The sequence below is a fragment of the Jingyaoa shaoxingensis genome (assembly GCF_014385005.1).
GTDB classification, from domain to species: Bacteria; Bacillota; Clostridia; order Lachnospirales; family Lachnospiraceae; genus Marvinbryantia; species Marvinbryantia shaoxingensis.
This window is the reverse complement of sequence record NZ_JACRSZ010000016.1, coordinates 29,813-46,908: the sequence shown is the minus strand read 5'-3', so window position 1 is coordinate 46,908 and position 17,096 is coordinate 29,813. Positions and strand designations below refer to the sequence as shown.

11 protein-coding genes and 1 tRNA gene are annotated in these 17,096 nt (G+C 43.9%); 10 read left to right on the top strand and 2 right to left on the bottom strand.

The features are described from left to right. Positions 1-25: 25 nt before the first annotated feature. The 5 genes from H8716_RS13900 (at position 26) to H8716_RS13880 (ending at position 5,846) form a co-directional block, all read left to right on the top strand. Positions 26-98, top strand: a tRNA-Arg gene (locus tag H8716_RS13900). A gap of 33 nt (positions 99-131) precedes the next feature. Further along, entirely contained in the window at positions 132-1,190 is a 1,059-nt protein-coding gene (locus H8716_RS13895) for an SH3 domain-containing protein (protein ID WP_249309657.1), read from the top strand. Positions 1,191-1,426: 236 nt separating this feature from the next. Further along, positions 1,427-2,761, top strand: coding sequence for an NADP-specific glutamate dehydrogenase (gdhA, locus tag H8716_RS13890; protein ID WP_249309656.1), 1,335 nt, complete (start codon positions 1,427-1,429; stop codon positions 2,759-2,761). 279 nt (positions 2,762-3,040) lie between these two features. Then, the gene (gene asnB, locus H8716_RS13885; RefSeq protein WP_249309655.1) at positions 3,041-4,888 is read left to right on the top strand and encodes an asparagine synthase (glutamine-hydrolyzing); all 1,848 of its coding nucleotides are present in this window, start codon (positions 3,041-3,043) and stop codon (positions 4,886-4,888) included. 91 nt (positions 4,889-4,979) lie between these two features. Beyond that, on the top strand, positions 4,980-5,846 hold the full coding sequence (locus tag H8716_RS13880; RefSeq protein WP_249309654.1) for a homocysteine S-methyltransferase family protein: 867 nt from the start codon (positions 4,980-4,982) through the stop codon (positions 5,844-5,846). A 64-nt stretch (positions 5,847-5,910) separates the two neighbouring features. Here H8716_RS13880 and H8716_RS13875 read toward each other — a convergent pair whose 3' ends face one another. Then, a complete protein-coding gene (locus tag H8716_RS13875; RefSeq protein WP_249309653.1) occupies positions 5,911-6,681 on the bottom strand; it encodes a DUF6062 family protein in 771 nt (256 codons plus the stop codon). Between the two features lie 107 nt (positions 6,682-6,788). On the opposite strand from H8716_RS13875, the gene H8716_RS13870 reads away from it, so the two are divergent. The 5 genes from H8716_RS13870 to H8716_RS13850 all read left to right on the top strand — a co-directional run bounded on the left by H8716_RS13870 (position 6,789) and on the right by H8716_RS13850 (position 15,070). Continuing rightward, complete coding sequence (locus H8716_RS13870; RefSeq protein ID WP_249309652.1) at positions 6,789-7,553, top strand: pseudouridine synthase; 765 nt, start codon at positions 6,789-6,791, stop codon at positions 7,551-7,553. Then, a complete protein-coding gene (gene ligA / locus H8716_RS13865; RefSeq protein ID WP_249309651.1) occupies positions 7,550-9,544 on the top strand; it encodes an NAD-dependent DNA ligase LigA in 1,995 nt (664 codons plus the stop codon). The genes H8716_RS13870 and ligA overlap by 4 nt, the downstream gene beginning before the upstream one ends. Positions 9,545-9,602: 58 nt before the next feature. Further along, positions 9,603-11,210, top strand: coding sequence for a cardiolipin synthase (gene cls, locus H8716_RS13860; protein WP_249309688.1), 1,608 nt, complete (start codon positions 9,603-9,605; stop codon positions 11,208-11,210). A gap of 18 nt (positions 11,211-11,228) precedes the next feature. Then, positions 11,229-13,889: a YfhO family protein gene (locus H8716_RS13855; RefSeq protein WP_249309650.1), complete on the top strand. Its 2,661-nt coding sequence runs from the start codon at positions 11,229-11,231 to the stop codon at positions 13,887-13,889. Positions 13,890-14,020: 131 nt separating this feature from the next. Continuing rightward, on the top strand, positions 14,021-15,070 hold the full coding sequence (locus H8716_RS13850; RefSeq protein ID WP_249309649.1) for a hypothetical protein: 1,050 nt from the start codon (positions 14,021-14,023) through the stop codon (positions 15,068-15,070). A gap of 165 nt (positions 15,071-15,235) precedes the next feature. On the opposite strand, the gene H8716_RS13845 is transcribed toward H8716_RS13850, so the two are convergent. Further along, positions 15,236-17,080, bottom strand: a complete 1,845-nt coding sequence (locus tag H8716_RS13845) for an alpha-amylase family glycosyl hydrolase (protein WP_249309648.1) — start codon at positions 17,078-17,080, stop codon at positions 15,236-15,238. Between the last annotated feature and the right edge of the window lie 16 nt (positions 17,081-17,096).

The following is a 17,096-nucleotide window of genomic DNA, read 5'->3' as shown; positions in this document are numbered from 1 at the left end:
ATGAGTGTTGTGGACTGTCCATAATGCACCTGTAGCTCAGGGGATAGAGCAGTGGTTTCCGGTACCACGTGTCGGGGGTTCGAATCCCTCCAGGTGCGTTTTCATTTTAATGAACAGGAGGCAGAATTATTATGGACGATATCAGAGAGTGGATTTCAGACAATCTGAGATACATTTTACTGGGAGTTGCCCTGATTGTTGTTATCATACTGGCAGTGACCGGTATCAGAGCAATCAGTCATTTGGGCAAGGGCGGAAGCAGTTCCCCAAAGACAGAGACAGAGACGGAGACATCAGCCGGTACGGATACGATTGTAGACGGGGATGCAGCGAGTACATCTACGCTGGTTCAGAACGATGCAGATGTGTTGACGGTAATGACATCTTATTATGCGGCCAAGACAAACAAAGATCTTGAGACATTGAAGAAGCTGGATCCTTCCATTGATGAAACAGAGGAGAAGGCAAATCTGGACAGCAGTTATGTGGAAAGCTACAGCAATATCAAGACCTATTCCAAGCAGGGTCCAACAGAAGACAGTTGTGTAGTGTATGTATGCTATGATGGAAAGGTACAGAACATTGATACACTGGTACCGAGTCTGACACAGTTCTACCTGAAGAAGGATGCAGAGGGCAGTTATGTCATTACTGATCCGACAGGAGACCAGGCGGCAGAGAGTTTCATTGAAGAGACAAGAAAGAGCACTGAAGTGCAGAATCTGATTGATACAGTGAATAAGCAGTGTGAAGACGCGAAGAACTCTGATCCGGTACTGAAGGAATTTATGAGTAAGTATGGTAATTCACAGGATGGCGAAGCTGAGACAGAGACAGAAGCTCAGTCTGAAGAACCAACAGAGATGATTGCTAACGATTCCTGTAATGTACGTTCCGAGCCGAGTACAGAGTCAGACGATAATGTCATTGGCGGTCTGTACATGGGTGATACGGTTACCAAGATCGGGGAGACAGATGATGGCTGGACCGAGATCGATTACAATGGACAGAATGCGTATGTAAAGAGCGAGTTCCTTTCTTCAGCAGATGGTTCAGATTCAGCCGATACATCTGACAACAATGCGGATGCGAATGCAGATACGGAAGCAGATTACTTCTCACCGGATTATAATGCAGAGGCAGTCCCAGAGACTGAGGCAGCGGCAGACGGATCAGGAGAAGCAGCATAAAATGAGTAAAGAGGTTTACGGGCAATCGTAAGCCTTTTTCTTTTTATATCAGATGTGAATTGATTCGAAAATTCGATTATACTAATCATAATAATCTGTATTCCAGAGACGGAAAAATGCTTGTCACAAAAAAACGAAACGTATATAATAATGGCAGACAAGGGCGTCAGAGATAAAAAGATGGACTCTTGCAGTCCATCTTTTTTATAGCCCGGATTTAAGGAGGAATATGAAAAATGTCATACGTTGATGAGGTAATTGAACAGGTAGTGAAAAAAAATCCAGCAGAACCTGAATTCCATCAGGCAGTCAAAGAGGTTCTGGAATCTCTGAGAGTAGTGATCGAAGCCAATGAAGAAAAGTTCAGAAAAGATGCATTACTGGAAAGACTGGTTGAACCGGAAAGACAGATCAAGTTCCGTGTACCTTGGGTAGATGATAAGGGACAGGTTCAGGTGAATACCGGATACCGTGTACAGTTTAACAGTGCAATCGGACCTTACAAGGGAGGATTAAGACTTCATCCATCTGTAAATTTAGGTATCATCAAATTCCTTGGATTTGAGCAGATTTTCAAAAACTCTCTGACAGGCTTGCCAATCGGTGGTGGTAAAGGTGGATCAGACTTCGATCCTAAAGGAAAATCAGACAGAGAAGTAATGGCATTCTGCCAGAGCTTTATGACCGAGCTGAGCAAATATATCGGAGCAAACGAAGACGTACCTGCAGGTGATATCGGAACAGGTGCAAGAGAGATTGGTTATATGTATGGACAGTACAAGAGACTGACAGGGCTGTATGAAGGTGTCCTGACAGGTAAAGGACTTTCCTACGGTGGATCTCTTGCAAGAACAGAAGCTACAGGATATGGTCTGTTATATCTGACACAGGAACTGTTAAAACTGAATGGTAAAGATATCAAAGGCATGACTGTTGCAGTTTCCGGATCAGGTAACGTTGCTACCTATGCAATCCAGAAAGCACAGCAGCTTGGAGCAAAAGTAGTAACCTGCTCAGACTCCAACGGATGGGTATATGATCCGGAAGGAATTGATGTAACTGCATTAAAAGAGATCAAAGAAGTAAATCGTGCACGTCTGACAGAATACAAGAAATATCGTCCAAATTCTGAATATCATGAAGGACGTGGCGTATGGAGCGTAAAAGTAGATCTGGCTCTCCCTTGTGCCACACAGAACGAGCTGCATCTGGAAGATGCACAGCAGCTGGTTGCTAACGGTGTAACAGCTGTATGCGAAGGTGCAAATATGCCTACAACTCTGGAAGCTACTGAATATCTGCAGAAGAACGGTGTAATCTTTGCACCTGGTAAAGCTGCTAATGCGGGTGGTGTTGCAACATCTGCTCTGGAGATGTCACAGAATAGCGAGAGACTGAGCTGGACATTCGAAGAAGTAGACAACAAGCTTCAGCAGATCATGATCAACATCACACACAACATGGTAGATGCTGCAAAACGATACGGTATGGAAGGCAACTATGTTGCAGGTGCTAACATTGCCGGATTCGAAAAAGTCGTAGACGCTATGACTGCTCAGGGTATTGTATAGAATATCAGATCAAAAATAAAGGAATCATTACAGGAGGCTGCGGAGCTTTTTTCCCGGTCTCCTGTTTTTTGCCAAAAAACTGATGCAAAAAAGAAAGTACATCTATCAGAAAACCTCATAATAAAAAATTTGCCAAACACAGGGATATTTGCTATACTAAAGCTTGAAATTTTGGAAAAGATAGAAAATATCAGGGAAAAATGGTTGTGATTCACATTATGAACCATGACGAAGAAGATTGCCACTGATAGGAGACAAGAAAAAGAGGAATGAAAAGATATGTGCGGTATAGTTGGATTTGTTGGTAAACAGGGAAATAAAGAACAGGTTCTGGACGACATGATGAAGGTGATTATCCACCGTGGTCCGGATTCTGCAGGAAAATATGTGAATGACCAGGTAGCACTGGGATTTCGCCGTCTGAGCATTATTGACCTGGAGAACGGGTCACAGCCGATGTTTAATGAAGATGGAGAGGTAGGTATTGTCTTTAACGGAGAGATCTATAACAGCCCGGAACTGAGAGAGCGTTTTCAGGCCAAGGGGCATGTGTTTAAGAACAGCTCTGATACCGAGACTCTGGTACATGGATATGAAGAGTACGGCGAGAAGCTGGTACATGAACTACGTGGTATGTTCGGATTCGCCATTTGGGATAATAAGAAGAAGAGATTGTTTATGGCAAGAGATTTTTTCGGAATTAAGCCGGTATATTATGCCATGATCCGTGGTAATCTGGTATTTGGCTCTGAGATTAAAAGTATTCTGGAGTTCCCGGGATTTAAAAAAGAAGTCAATAACGAAGCTCTGGAAGAGTACCTTTCTTTCCAGTATTCCAATCTACCGGAAACCTTTTTCAAAGGTGTGTATCGTCTTCTTCCGGGGCATTATCTGACTTACCAGAACGGAGAACTGAATGTAACACAGTACTTTGACCCGACTCTGGAACCAGTTTCCAAGGACAGTCAGGAAGAACTGGTAAAGAAGCTGACAAACGTACTGGAGGATTCTGTGGACAAGCATATGCTGGCAGACGTAGAAGTAGGTGCATTCCTTTCCAGTGGCGTGGATTCCAGCTACATTGCAGCAAAATATTCCGGAAAGAAGACATTTACCGTAGGATTTTTTGATAAGAACAATCAGTACAGTGAGACACAGTATGCAGAAGAGTGTGCCAAGTTCCTGGGACTGGAGAATTACAGCCACCAGATTACGGAAGAGGAATACTGGGGTGAGATGCCAAAGATTATGTATCATATGGATGAGCCTTTGGCAGATCCGGCAGCTATTGCACTGTATTTTGTGGCAAGAGAGGCAGCAAAACAGGTAAAAGTAGTTACATCCGGAGAGGGAGCAGACGAGTTCTTTGGCGGATATACTATTTACAGAGAGCCATTGTCTTTACGCTGGCTGTCCTGGCTGCCAAAGAGCTGGAGAAAGAGTATGGCAAATCTTGCTGAAAAACTGCCGGAAGGCATGAAGGGACGAAGCTATATCATTCGTGCCAGCAAGTCTGTGGAGGAGCGTTTCATTGGTAATGCGAATATTTTCACAGAAGAGGAACGAAAAAAACTGCTGAAGGTAAAGACCAATGCACCTTCACCGGAAGCACTTTTGGCTGCAAAATATAAGAAGATGAGCAAGTACGATGATACCACCAAGATGCAGTATATTGACCTGACAAACTGGCTTCCGGGAGATATCCTGCTGAAGGCAGATAAGATGAGTATGGCACATTCACTGGAACTGCGTGTACCATTCCTGGATAAAGAAGTATTCCAGGTGGCAAGACAGATTCGTACGAATATGAAGCTGAAGGACAAGACCACCAAGTTTGCTTTCCGCCGTGTGGCAGAGCCTTGCCTGCCGGAATTTACTACTAATAAGAAGAAACTGGGATTTCCGGTGCCAATTCGTGTATGGTTAAAGGAAGAGACCGGATATGGCAAAGTAAAAGAAGCTTTCGAGAGTCCGGCAGCAAAGAAATATTTCCATACAGAGCCGATTATGCGTCTGTTGGATGATCATAAGAATGGAGTAAGAGATAACAGCCGTAAGATCTGGACGATCTATTCCTTCCTGGTATGGTATCAGGTATTCTTTGAGGAGGAGAAGAAGGCTGCATAATATGAAGAGTGAATCGGGTCTGTGGAACAGACCCGAATTTCGCATCAGGATCTGTGAAAAAGACGGATCAAATGCGGGGACAGGGGGATATATGACAAAAGAAGAATTTCAGAAACTGACAGAAAACATAACCCTTCTTGACGGAGCAACCGGTTCCAATCTGTTTGCCATGGGTATGCCGAGAGGTATATGCACCGAAGAGTGGATTCTGGATCACCCGGATATACTGACGGAACTTCAGAAGGCTTATGTGGAAGCAGGAAGCCAGATTCTGTGTGCACCGACTTTTGGAGCAAACCGTTTTAATTTAAACGGTTACGGGCTGGGGGCGCAGGTAGAAGAGATGAATCATGAACTGGTTCAGATCAGTAAAAAAGCGGTAGATGGCAAAGCTTATGTGGCTGGAGACGTAACCGCCATTGTGAAAATGATCGGTATGTCACCGGATGCCACCTATGAGAAAGCCATGGAACGCTATAAAGAGCAGATGAAATACATGATAGATGCCGGAGTAGATGTGCTTTTGATGGAGACCATGACCAGTATGGATGAAGCTATGGCTGCACTGGAAGCAGCGCAGGAGATCAGTGATCTTCCGGTTCTATGCAGTATGACCATCGATGCAGACGGCAGTATCTACGCAGGCGGACACATCTTCGAAGCGGCAGAGACCCTGCAGGCAATGGGCGCAGACGCAGTGGGAATTAACTGCTCTGTAGGACCGGAACAGTTAGTATCCATCGTAGAAGGACTGAACAATATTCTGACTATACCGATGATTGTAAAGCCAAATGCAGGAATGCCGAAGATTTCTGATACCGGAGAAGCCAGCTACGATCTGACACCGGAAAAATTCAGAGAAAGCATGAAAGTATTGCTGGAGAAAGGTGCGAAGATTGTAGGCGGATGCTGCGGTACCACACCAGATTTCATAAGAGAGTTAAAGAAATTGGCATAAGATAACAGGGATCAGATAAACTGGCATCGAGAAGTAAAATCGATGCCAGTTTGCGTGTCCAGATCTACCGGTCTGATTCATAAGGAGGGTCAGCCGGATGCCCTCCCCGGTCTTTCTGCATACACCGCTGAATGCTGTCACGGGAGGTACCCCAGTCTTTATCACGGTTTCGGTAATCGTATTTTTCAGTAAACCATAGTACTTCGTCTTCCAGACGCTTCAGATTCTCCTGCATAAGCTGAAAAAGTGCAGGGTAAAAGGCGTCTTTTTCTTTATTTCCCAGCCTGCTGTCAGCAAGATCTGCCAGATCACCAAAATGAGTCAGGCAGAAGCCTTTGCTGTTTTCGAAGAGTTCTTTGAAGGATGGCTCCTTTTTGTACAGTTCAAAGAAGGTGTCCAGGTATCGTTCATAATCGGAACGGATGTGGTCACAGATATAGCAGTGGGAAGTCTGACTTTGTACCCACTGACCGATAGAAGTGGCAGGTGCATCTTCGGAACCGCTTTTTTTAAACCGCTTCATCAGACTGCTTTTTCCGGGAGTGAATTTTTTAATCTCCGTATCCAGTTCTGCATTTAATTTATGAAAATGAGTACTCAGGATCAGGGCAGCGCCCAGACGGTTGCCATAATCGTAAAGCTTCTTATAATGATGGCGGCAGAAACCGGCAGCATCCGTCTGGGCACGAATATCGTCTTCCATATAAGAAGCGCCACTTCCCAGAACGAAATCAATAGAATGTTCCTCAATCTGACGTTCCAGAAAACAGAAAGGACATTCGTCTTCGGAACGAAAAGCATCCATCAGAGGGATGGTATAAATAGACTCTTTCATAGCCGTATCTCCTTGTATTTATCTCATATAAACCAGTATAGGCGAGTGTTGAAATTATTGCAATGAAATGTTATACTTAATGAATCTTTGAGGAGCGTGAAAGATTTATGCATAACAACCGAATGCAGTCGGAGTTTGAACAAAAAGATGAAAACAAGCCTGTCAGGCTGAATAAATACTTGAGCGAAGCCGGGATCTGTTCCAGAAGGGAAGCAGACCGGCTTATTGAGATGGGGAAGGTTTTTGTGGATGGCAGGCTGGCAACCACAGGTCAGAAAGTGATTCCCACTCAGAAGGTAACGGTGGAAGGACAGCAGGCAAAGCGGGAAAAGGAGATGATCCTGCTGGCTGTAAACAAGCCGAGGGGCATACTTTGCAGTACCGATGACCGGTGGGGGGATACTACCATTGATGCATTTTTGAATTATCCCAAGAGAGTCTTTCCCATCGGGAGACTGGATAAGGATTCCGAAGGGCTGCTTTTAATGACGAATCACGGAGACATTCTGAATAAAATCATGCGGGCTGGAAACTATCATGAGAAAGAGTATGAGGTAGAGATTGACCGCCCGGTGACAGAAAAGTTTATTCAGAAAATGCAGCAGGGGGTATGGCTGTCCCAGCTAGAAGTAAAGACCAGACCCTGTAAGGTGAGGAAGATTGGAGAAAAAAAGTTCTCCATTATTCTGACGCAGGGGCTGAACCGGCAGATCCGCCGGATGTGTCAGGCATGCGGCTGTAAGGTGTTGCGGTTAAAGCGAGTACGTATCATGAATATTTCTCTGGGAAATCTGAAAACAGGAGAGTACCGGGAAGTATCTGACCGGGAAATCGAAGAATTATATGAAAGAATAAAGGAATCCAGATCATGAAAGACAGAATAGACGAATTACGGGAGATTATCAATTATCATATTGACCGTTATTATAATCAGGACGATCCTGAGATTACAGATTATGAATACGATATGCTGATGCAGGAATTAAAGAAGTTAGAAGCAGAACATCCGGAGCGTATCACCCCGGATTCTCCGACCCAGCATGTGGGTGGAACGGCAAAGAGAGAAGCAGGTGTACTGGTGCGCCACAGAGTGCCGATGCTCAGTCTTCAGGATGTGTTTTCCAAAGAAGAGGTTATGCAGTTCGTAGAGAGTATGCAGCAACAACTGGATCATCCGGAATTTGTAGTTGAGACGAAGATTGACGGACTTTCCATGGCAATCCGTTATACGGATGGTGTGATGACCACAGCAATCACCAGAGGAGACGGCATTATCCAGGGAGAGGATGTAACAGAGAATGCCCGTGTAATCAAAGATGTGAAGAAGAAGCTGAAGCATCCGATTTCTTATATCGAGATTCGCGGTGAAGTGTATATGACAAATGAGGCTTTTGATGCAGTAAATGCGAAGCAGGAGTTGCTGGGAAAGAAGACTTTTGCCAATCCGAGAAACTGTGCGGCAGGAACCCTGCGTCAGTTGGACAGCAAGATTACAAAAGAACGCAATCTGTCCATGTTTATTTTTAATATTCAGGAAACTCAGGGCAGAACGTTTACTACCCATACAGAAGGCTATGAGTATTTAAAGAGCAATGGCGTGAAAGTAATTGAGAACTATCAGATCTGTACTACAGGAGAAGAAGTATGGGAAGCCATTCAGAAAATCGGAGAGCAGCGTGGAAAGCTGGGCTATGATATTGATGGTGCTGTGGTGAAGTTAAACAATCTGCAGGATCGTGTGACGGTGGGAGAGACATCCAAGGTTCCGAGATGGGCAGTGGCTTATAAGTATCCGCCGGAAGAAAAAGAGACTGTGCTTCGGGATATTGAGCTGTCCGTAGGACGTACCGGAAGAATTACCCCAACGGCAATCTTTGATCCGATCCGGTTGTGTGGTACCAGCGTATCCAGAGCAACCCTGCATAATCAGGACTTTATCGATGATCTGGATATTGGCATCGGAGATACTATTGTAGTATATAAATCCGGGGAGATCATTCCGAAGATCAAGGCAGTAGTAAAAGAAAAACGGCCGGATGGTACGGTGAAGTTCCGGATTCCGGATCGATGTCCGGTGTGCGGAGCTCCGGCAGTGAGGGAAAAGGAAACGGCAGACATTAAATGTACCGGTATCAGCTGTCCTGCACAGAAGGAACGCCATATTATCAATTTTGTAGGCAGAGATGCCATGGATATCAAAGGATTTGGAGAAAATTATATTGTAGAGCTGGTTCGCCGGGGATATCTGGAGAATGTGGCAGATATCTTTACTCTGAAGAACTATCGTGAGGAACTGATCGAAAAAGGTCTGATCGGAAAGGAAAAGAATACCGATAAGCTGCTGGCTGCCATAGAAGAATCTAAGAAAAAGGAACCACAGCATCTGCTGGCAGGGCTGGGCATCCCGAATGTGGGTAAGGCAACAGCAAGGGAACTGATGCAGCATTTTGGTTCTATAGAGAAACTGGAGGCGGCAACTGTGGAAGAACTGGAAGAAGTGCCTGATATCGGGCAGATCAGTGCATGCTCGATTTATGACTTTTTTGCAGACGAAGAGAACCGGAAGCTCCTGGAGAAGATGGCAGCAGAAGGCGTTCGAATGGAAGCAACGGTGCAGGCTGAAGGCGGCGTGTTAAGTGGAAAAACACTGGTAGTGACAGGGACACTGCCGACTATGGGCAGAAAGGAAGCCACTGATAAGATCCTTCAGTATGGTGGAAAGGCGTCAGGATCTGTATCCAAAAAGACCGATTATGTACTTGCCGGTGAGAATGCTGGAAGCAAGCTGACCAAAGCACAACAGCTTGGGGTTCCGGTGCTTACGGAAGATGAATTTTTAGAGATGATTGGAGAGAAACACTGATAAGGCAGGGAAAGTAAAGAATCGAGGAGTTTGAGTGGAGAAGAAAAAACAGTTTTTGATGAAACAGAAGGAACATCTGAATCGTGGTAAGAGAGGCGTTTTAAGCGTTATCTTTGGGCGTACCGGTATCCTGCTGATGCTGATTTTGCTTCAGATAGGATTGCTTCTGGTGGGATTTCGGTTCCTGAGTAATTATATATTCGCTATTTATGGTGGATCCATTTTTCTTGGATTCGTGCTTAGCGTATATCTGATTAACCGTAAAGGAAATCCTGCATTTAAAATTGCCTGGATGGTTCCGATTCTGACGGTACCGGTATTTGGAGCACTGTTTTATCTGTATTTTCATCTGCAGCTGGAGAGCCATCTACTGAATCAGAAGGTGGTAAAAGAAGTGGCCAGAACAGCCAGTCTTTCGGAGCAGAAAGAAGAAGACAGGGCTTCTCTGGAAGCAGAATCACCTCAGATGGCAAATATGATATCTTATCTGCGTAAGGTAAGCAACAGTGCAGTGCATACCAATACCACAGCGCGTTATTATCCAAGCGGTGAGAGTGCCTTTGATGTGATATTGCAGGAGCTGTCTGCAGCAAAGCATTATATTTTTATTGAATTTTTCATAGTGGATCAGGGATACATGTGGGAAACCATACTGGAGATCCTGCGGGCGAAGGTAAGAGAAGGTGTGGAAGTACGTATTATGTACGATGGCATGAGTGATTATTTCCGCCTTCCGGTTCACTACGCCAGACATCTGAATGAAGAAGGAATCAAATGCCAGGTATTTTCACCAATTGTACCTCTGTTATCTACAGTGCAGAATAACCGAGATCATCGGAAAATTATGGTTGTGGATGGGCATACGGCATTTACCGGAGGAATAAATCTGGCAGATGAGTACATCAACCAGAAGGAACGGTTTGGTTATTGGAAGGATGCCTGCCTGATGTTAAAGGGAGATGCGGTAAGAGACTTTACCTTGATGTTTCTTCAGATGTGGAATGTAGTGGAATATGTGAAACTTTCCAAGACGGAGAGAGAAAAGGTGGATGATCATCTGCTGGAAGAATACCGCAGATACATTCAGATGCCAATTCCGAAGTGCAGTGAAGAGGGAAAAGGATTTGTGATTCCGTATGATGATAATCCGCTGGATGATGAGCAGGTTGGCGAACTGGTTTATCTGGATATCTTAAATACAGCAAAAAAGTATGTGCACATTATGACTCCGTATCTGGTGCTGGATCATAATATGATCGTGGCACTGACTTATGCAGCAAAGCGTGGCGTGGATGTGAAGATTATTATGCCTCATATTCCAGATAAAAAGTATGCGTTTATTCTGGCGCGGACTTTTTACAATGAATTGCTGGATGCAGGAGTTGAGATCTATGAATTTTTGCCAGGTTTTGTGCATTCGAAGGTCTTTGTGTCAGATGATGAAAAAGCGGTAGTGGGAAGTATCAACATGGATTTTCGAAGTCTGTATCTGAGCTTTGAGTGTGCGGCACTTCTGTATAAGAATAAAGAAATATCCACAATTGAAGCAGATTTTCAGGAGTCATTGAAGTCATGCGAAAAAGTCACAAAAGAGGTCTATAACAGTCAGCCAGCATGGAAGAAACTGGCAGGAAGTCTGTTGCGTTTATTTGCGCCGTTGATGTAAGAAGAAGGGATCATATGAATGGGAAAAAAGTTGGAGAGTAGGAAAAGTATCTATTTTAAATATACACTTTGCTTTCTGGTTACGGGAATACTGGTATTTGGCTGGCTGGTAGCCTACGGTAAGTCTTTTGTATGGGATTTTGACGGAGTTTTCCAGCATTTCAATACACTGGCATATTATGGGAAATATCTTCGGAAGATTCTGATGACTCTGATAAGGGAGCACAGGTTTGTGTTTCCAATGTGGGACCTGAGTATTGGATTTGGTTCCGATATTCTGACGACACTGAATTATTATGCCATAGGAGATCCACTGACCCTGCTTGCTGTTCTGGTGCCAGGGTCACGGACAGAGTATCTGTATGCAGTACTGATTGTGATCCGTATCTATCTGTCAGGTATGGCATTTATTATGTTTTGTCGTTATCATAAGAATCAGGGAAACGGAGTGCTTCTTGGAGCAGTCACCTATTGTTTTTCCGGATTTGTGTTATTCTGCGGGGCGAGACATCCGTATTTTATCAATCCAATGATCTATTTACCACTGATTTTAATTGGAATTGATAAGATTTTTAACAGGGAGAAACCATGGCTTTTTGTGGGAATGACAGCCATCAGTGCCATCAGCAATTTCTATTTCTTCTATATGATTGCCATTGTGATGGTGATCTATGCGGTGTTCCGTTATCTTATGATCTATGGGAGAATTCGTATCAAAGAGGTGGTGCCCTGGCTTTTGAAGTTTGCAGGATGGTCCTTTCTGGGAATAGGGATCGCGATGCCGATTCTTCTTCCTTCTGCCATGTATGTGTTAGGCACAGGCCGCATGTCAGCCAAAAACTACATCCCGGTTCTGTATCCACTGGCACATTATGCACGGTTGCTGAATGATTTTTTCGGAGTGGATTATATAGCGGCAAGTCCCAGATATTATACAGTAACCGGTTTTGCACCAATCATACTGGTGGCGTTGTTTATTTTGCTGGTGAGCAGAAAAAAACACCGGGAACTGAAATGGGGATGGGTGGTGCTGACAGCATTGTTATTGATACCATATGCAGGACATGTGATGAATGGATTCTCTTATGTGTCTAACCGCTGGATCTGGGCTTATGGTATGCTACTGGCATATATTCTGGTGAAACTGTATCCGGATTTCCTGGAACTGAAAAAAAGTGAGAAAAGAACTCTGGCAGTGATTGGATGTGTGGTACTGCCTGCGGCACAGCTTCTCTTAAGTAAGTATGCAACCCTTCATGGCTGGCTGGGGATTGGCATGACAGCAGTTACGATAGTGATCCTTCTGATCTGTTCCGGAATGAAAAAACAGCAGTTCTTTGCGGCAGCGATGGTGGTGACAACGATTGTTTCCATAGCCGGAAATGCGTATTTTCTGTTTTCACCGGATCAGACCAATTATCTCAAAGCATTTCGTGCAAAAGGTGCTCCGTATGCGTGGCTGACAAATCAGGCACAGAACAATCTTGTAAAAGAACTGGAAGATACAGATACTTTTTACCGCTATGATCAGTACGGCAATATTGCCAGAGAAAATACGGCAATGCAGAACCGTCTCTACAGTACAGATTTTTATTACAGTGTTACAAACGGGGCTGTAGCAGAATTTTTCCGGGAAATGGATACGTCCAATCCGATTGAACAGATGTATGACGGACTGGATGGACGTACGATATTGGATCGGCTTACCGGAGTAAGGTATTTTATTGTCAAGAAAGGACATGAAGAATATCTGCCATATGGCTATGATGAAAAAGTGGCGGAGAATAAAAAATATACCGTATATAAGACAGAACAGACACTGCCATTTGGATATACCTGCGACAGTGTCATTACCCGTGAAGTCTGGGAAGAACTGTCCGTGACAGAAAAACAGCAGGCACTGCTCCAGGGCGCTTACATACAAGGTGAAACAGAATACGACACAGATCTTGCGCAGACAAGTCTTGTCTTTAACGATGTGGAACCGGAATATGAGATCACTACAGACGGAGATATCCAGATCGAAGGTAATCAGTATGTGGTAGGGAAAAGCGGAGCATCCATTACCCTGCATTATCAGGGGGTGGAGAACTGCGAAACTTACCTGGTACTGGAAGGGCTGAATTATGACGGAGAAGCGACCAAGTTTGGAATGACGGTTACCAGAGATGACGTGGAAAAGAAGGAAACGGTCTATACAGAACGGAACAGCTTCTACAGTGGCAAAGAAAACTTTTTATATAACACAGGATATCATGAAGATGCTTCCTCTGAGGTGACATTGACATTCCGGAAAGCCGGAGTCTTCACTATCGAGAATCTGTATCTGGCAGAACAGCCAATGGAAAGTCTGGATCAGCAGACAGAAGCATTGAAGGAAAACATACTGGAAAATGTGGAGTTTGATGAAAATACTGTAAAAGGCACTATTACACTGGATGAGAAGAAAATACTGGTATTGTCCATGGCGTACAGCAAAGGATGGAAAGCATATGTAGACGGAAAAGAACAGGCCGTGCTGCAGGCAAATGGTATGTTCTGTGGTCTGGAACTGGATGCGGGAGAGCATGTGGTAGAGATGCATTACTGCACACCATACCTCATACCGGGATTGATCATCAGCGCACTCTGTCTGACCGGAATAGTGATCTTTCTGATCTGGAAGAAAAAATGTAAATAGCCTGTAAGTAACTAAGGTGTAAAGTCTTTATGGAAAGTAAAGGCTTTGCACTTTTTCTCAGTATGGGCATATTGACAAGTACGCAGAGTGAGATATTATGAAATAAAGCAATACAAAGGAGAAGAAAAGATATGGTTGTGTGTGATGCATATAAACCGGTTTTACAGGAATACCAGGAAGCGTTAGAGGAAAATTTTGAAAATATGAGTGAATACACATATGTGCAAAGTACTTTTGACCCGTACTTTACATTTTATCGTGGGGAGGATATTTATTATGCAGAATATGACTTCTGCGATGACGGACTTCCAGAATTGCTGATTGCGGTTCGGTATGAAGCAACAGAGCAGCAGGCAGAAAAGTATCAGATTAAGGCTGTTTATGGTACGGATGGAACTGACGTTGATCGTCTGGATGCTTCACAGGAAAAATCGTTTAGCGACTATTCTTTCTGTGATGGAAATATTATGAGATGTCACTGGACCAGTGGAGGACTGTCTGCAGGTGGAGACCTGTTCTTTCAATTGAATCCTGGAATGGCCGAGGGAACCCTGCTGGATGAAATGTTTTATATGGGAATGGGGGATTGTTACAGAGGAAGTGAGCCGGATGAATCAAATGAAATATCAAGATCAGAATACGATGATATTGTAGCATCTTATAAAGAATTGAAGAATCTTTCCATTCAATGGGAACTTCTTAGTGACAGCGATTTTACCCCATCATCTGAAAGCGGGGATGATGTTGACAGAATCAGATACGATAAGAATGACATGAATTATGTGTATGACGGTGAATGGATTAATACTGGTTTTGGATGTGAGGCATATCTGCCGGTATACTGGAACAGGACTCAGGAAACTAATGAAACGATTTCCAGTGGCATAAACAGACAATATTATTGTGAAGATGCAAGTATCACAATTTATGCCGGGTATCAGTCCTATGAACCTACAGAAGAAGGGATCTATGAGTATTTACTGGAAAACGGATATCAGCCGTACTATGCAGATGCAAATGGAGTTACAGGTGTTGCATTTGAAGCACAAAATGGTACGGAGATATCCTTCGCATTTCCGGCAGTTGATGATGAAATTGTGCAGTTCAGCGTATACAGTTCGAATGAAGAAACTGCAAGAGCATATGCCAGAGATCTGTTTTCTTCCATAAGCCTCAGATAGAGACAATATAAAAGATCTCTCATATTGCAAAACTGTCTTCGCTGGGGGTATCGGTTGAAGATATTACTTTGTAGAGAGAATAAAATAACTGAATAACAATATCTAAGGTGTAAAGTCTTTATTGAATTTAAAGACCTTACACCTTTTAAAATTTGATGAAAATATCTAACGGAAACTCTTTACCCAGTTCAGCAGGGAATTAGGATAAATATTTTCTGCTACATCTCTGCGCATCTGGTCGGTAACAGGACCGTTCTTCGCCAGTTTTTCCAGAATAGCAGCCTGGAGTTCTTCTACGGACATTTCCTCGTAAGGTTTGTTCAGATCAAGAACTTTTTCGGCTTTGATTTCAGGATTACTTGAACTTTCCGGTTTTACAGAATCGGCTGCTTCGTCAGGAATTTCCGATAAAATTTCAGCAGCAGAGGTTACTGGTGTCGCATCAGCGTTATCAGCAGGTCCTGTAATCGTATTTTCCAGTGAAGGCGTAGTACGTTTCACCTCATTCGGATCAGCCGTCTCAGTAGATTCTTTTACAGCATCCGTTGCTAGATCAATGTTATCCGCAGCAGTTGTCTTTACCTTTCCGGCAGTGTCTTTCATTGTTTCCTCTTTTGATACAGTCGTCTCTACAGAAACTGTAACTTGTTCACCATTCAGTGCAGATTCAGGAGCCCAGATTTCTCCGAAGTTTCCACCAACGGTGACATGAATCTGTCCACTTTCCGGCAGCACTTTCGCACCAGTCAGAGCACCGACATAGGTTTCACTGCTGTCTACCGGTACCCAGAAATCAGCTTCGTTGTCATCGTTGTTGACAGTGACAGCCACAGTACATCCATTCCAGCTTCTGGTGAATGCATACTGGCGGTTGGTCAGTACACGCTGCTGATAGTCGCCATAGGAAAGTGCAGGAACAGCTGCGCGTACTTTTCCTAATGCAGCGATCAGTGTAGTACATGGGTTGGAAGTAATGGCATCTTTATAATCATTCAGATTCAGCTGTGGACGGAGAGAATCGTCAGAGCCGTATTCCTTCTTGCCTTCTATACCGAATTCGGAACCATAATAGATAGAAGGAACACCCGGAAGGGTATACATCAGGATATGCACCGGTGCAAAATGTGCTTTATTATTCAGCTTGGTGTAGATACGTTCTACGTCATGGTTGTCCACAAAATTATACAGCTTCAGTCCATCCGGACGGTTACCACCCATTTCATAGAGGCGTTTTACGGTATGCGCGATTTCAAAGTAATTGTGATCGTTATGTCCGGAATACAGGGCTTTATGCAAGTGATAGTTGGTAACGGAATGCAGGGTTCCTTCATTGACCCAGCGGATATAATCTCCGTGAATGACCTCACCCATCAGCCAAAACTCTGGCTTCACTTCATTGGCAGTCTGACGAAGAGCCTTCATGAAATCAAAATCCAGAACGTCTGCAGCATCCAGACGGATACCGTCAATATCGAATGCTTTCACCCAGAAACGAATTACATCACAGATATAATCTTTGACCTCTGGATTACGCTGATTCAGCTTTACCAGAAGGTTGTAGCCACCCCAGTTCTCGTAGGAAAAACCATCGTTATACTCATTGTTGCCATAGAAATTCACATTGCAGTACCAGTCGCGGTAGCGAGAACTTTCACGGTTCTTCTGAATATCTTTAAATGCAAAAAAATCGCGTCCGGTGTGATTGAATACGCCATCCAGAATGACCCGGATACCCTGACGGTGACATTCTTTTACAAAATCAGTTAAGTCTTCATTCGTACCCAGACGACTGTCCAGCTTCTTATAATCGGTTGTTTCGTAACCATGTCCTACAGATTCAAACAGTGGCCCGATATACAGAGCATTACATCCAAGATTGTGGATATGAGTGATCCAGGGAAGAAGGGTGTTCAGCCGGTGAACCGGCTTCTCATAAGCATTCTGCTTCGGCGCTCCTGTCAGACCCAGTGGGTATATATGATAAAAAACAGCTTCATCGTACCATGCCATAATAATAATACCTCCA

Coding starts and splice junctions, on each gene's coding strand:
- H8716_RS13880 (WP_249309654.1), top strand. CDS start 4,980: ATGACAAAAGAAGAATTTCAGAAACTGACAGAAAACATAACCCTTCTT.
- H8716_RS13855 (WP_249309650.1), top strand. CDS start 11,229: ATGGGAAAAAAGTTGGAGAGTAGGAAAAGTATCTATTTTAAATATACA.
- H8716_RS13875 (WP_249309653.1), bottom strand. CDS start 6,681: ATGAAAGAGTCTATTTATACCATCCCTCTGATGGATGCTTTTCGTTCC.
- gdhA (WP_249309656.1), top strand. CDS start 1,427: ATGTCATACGTTGATGAGGTAATTGAACAGGTAGTGAAAAAAAATCCA.
- H8716_RS13895 (WP_249309657.1), top strand. CDS start 132: ATGGACGATATCAGAGAGTGGATTTCAGACAATCTGAGATACATTTTA.
- asnB (WP_249309655.1), top strand. CDS start 3,041: ATGTGCGGTATAGTTGGATTTGTTGGTAAACAGGGAAATAAAGAACAG.
- H8716_RS13845 (WP_249309648.1), bottom strand. CDS start 17,080: ATGGCATGGTACGATGAAGCTGTTTTTTATCATATATACCCACTGGGT.
- cls (WP_249309688.1), top strand. CDS start 9,603: ATGAAACAGAAGGAACATCTGAATCGTGGTAAGAGAGGCGTTTTAAGC.
- H8716_RS13850 (WP_249309649.1), top strand. CDS start 14,021: ATGGTTGTGTGTGATGCATATAAACCGGTTTTACAGGAATACCAGGAA.
- ligA (WP_249309651.1), top strand. CDS start 7,550: ATGAAAGACAGAATAGACGAATTACGGGAGATTATCAATTATCATATT.
- H8716_RS13870 (WP_249309652.1), top strand. CDS start 6,789: ATGCATAACAACCGAATGCAGTCGGAGTTTGAACAAAAAGATGAAAAC.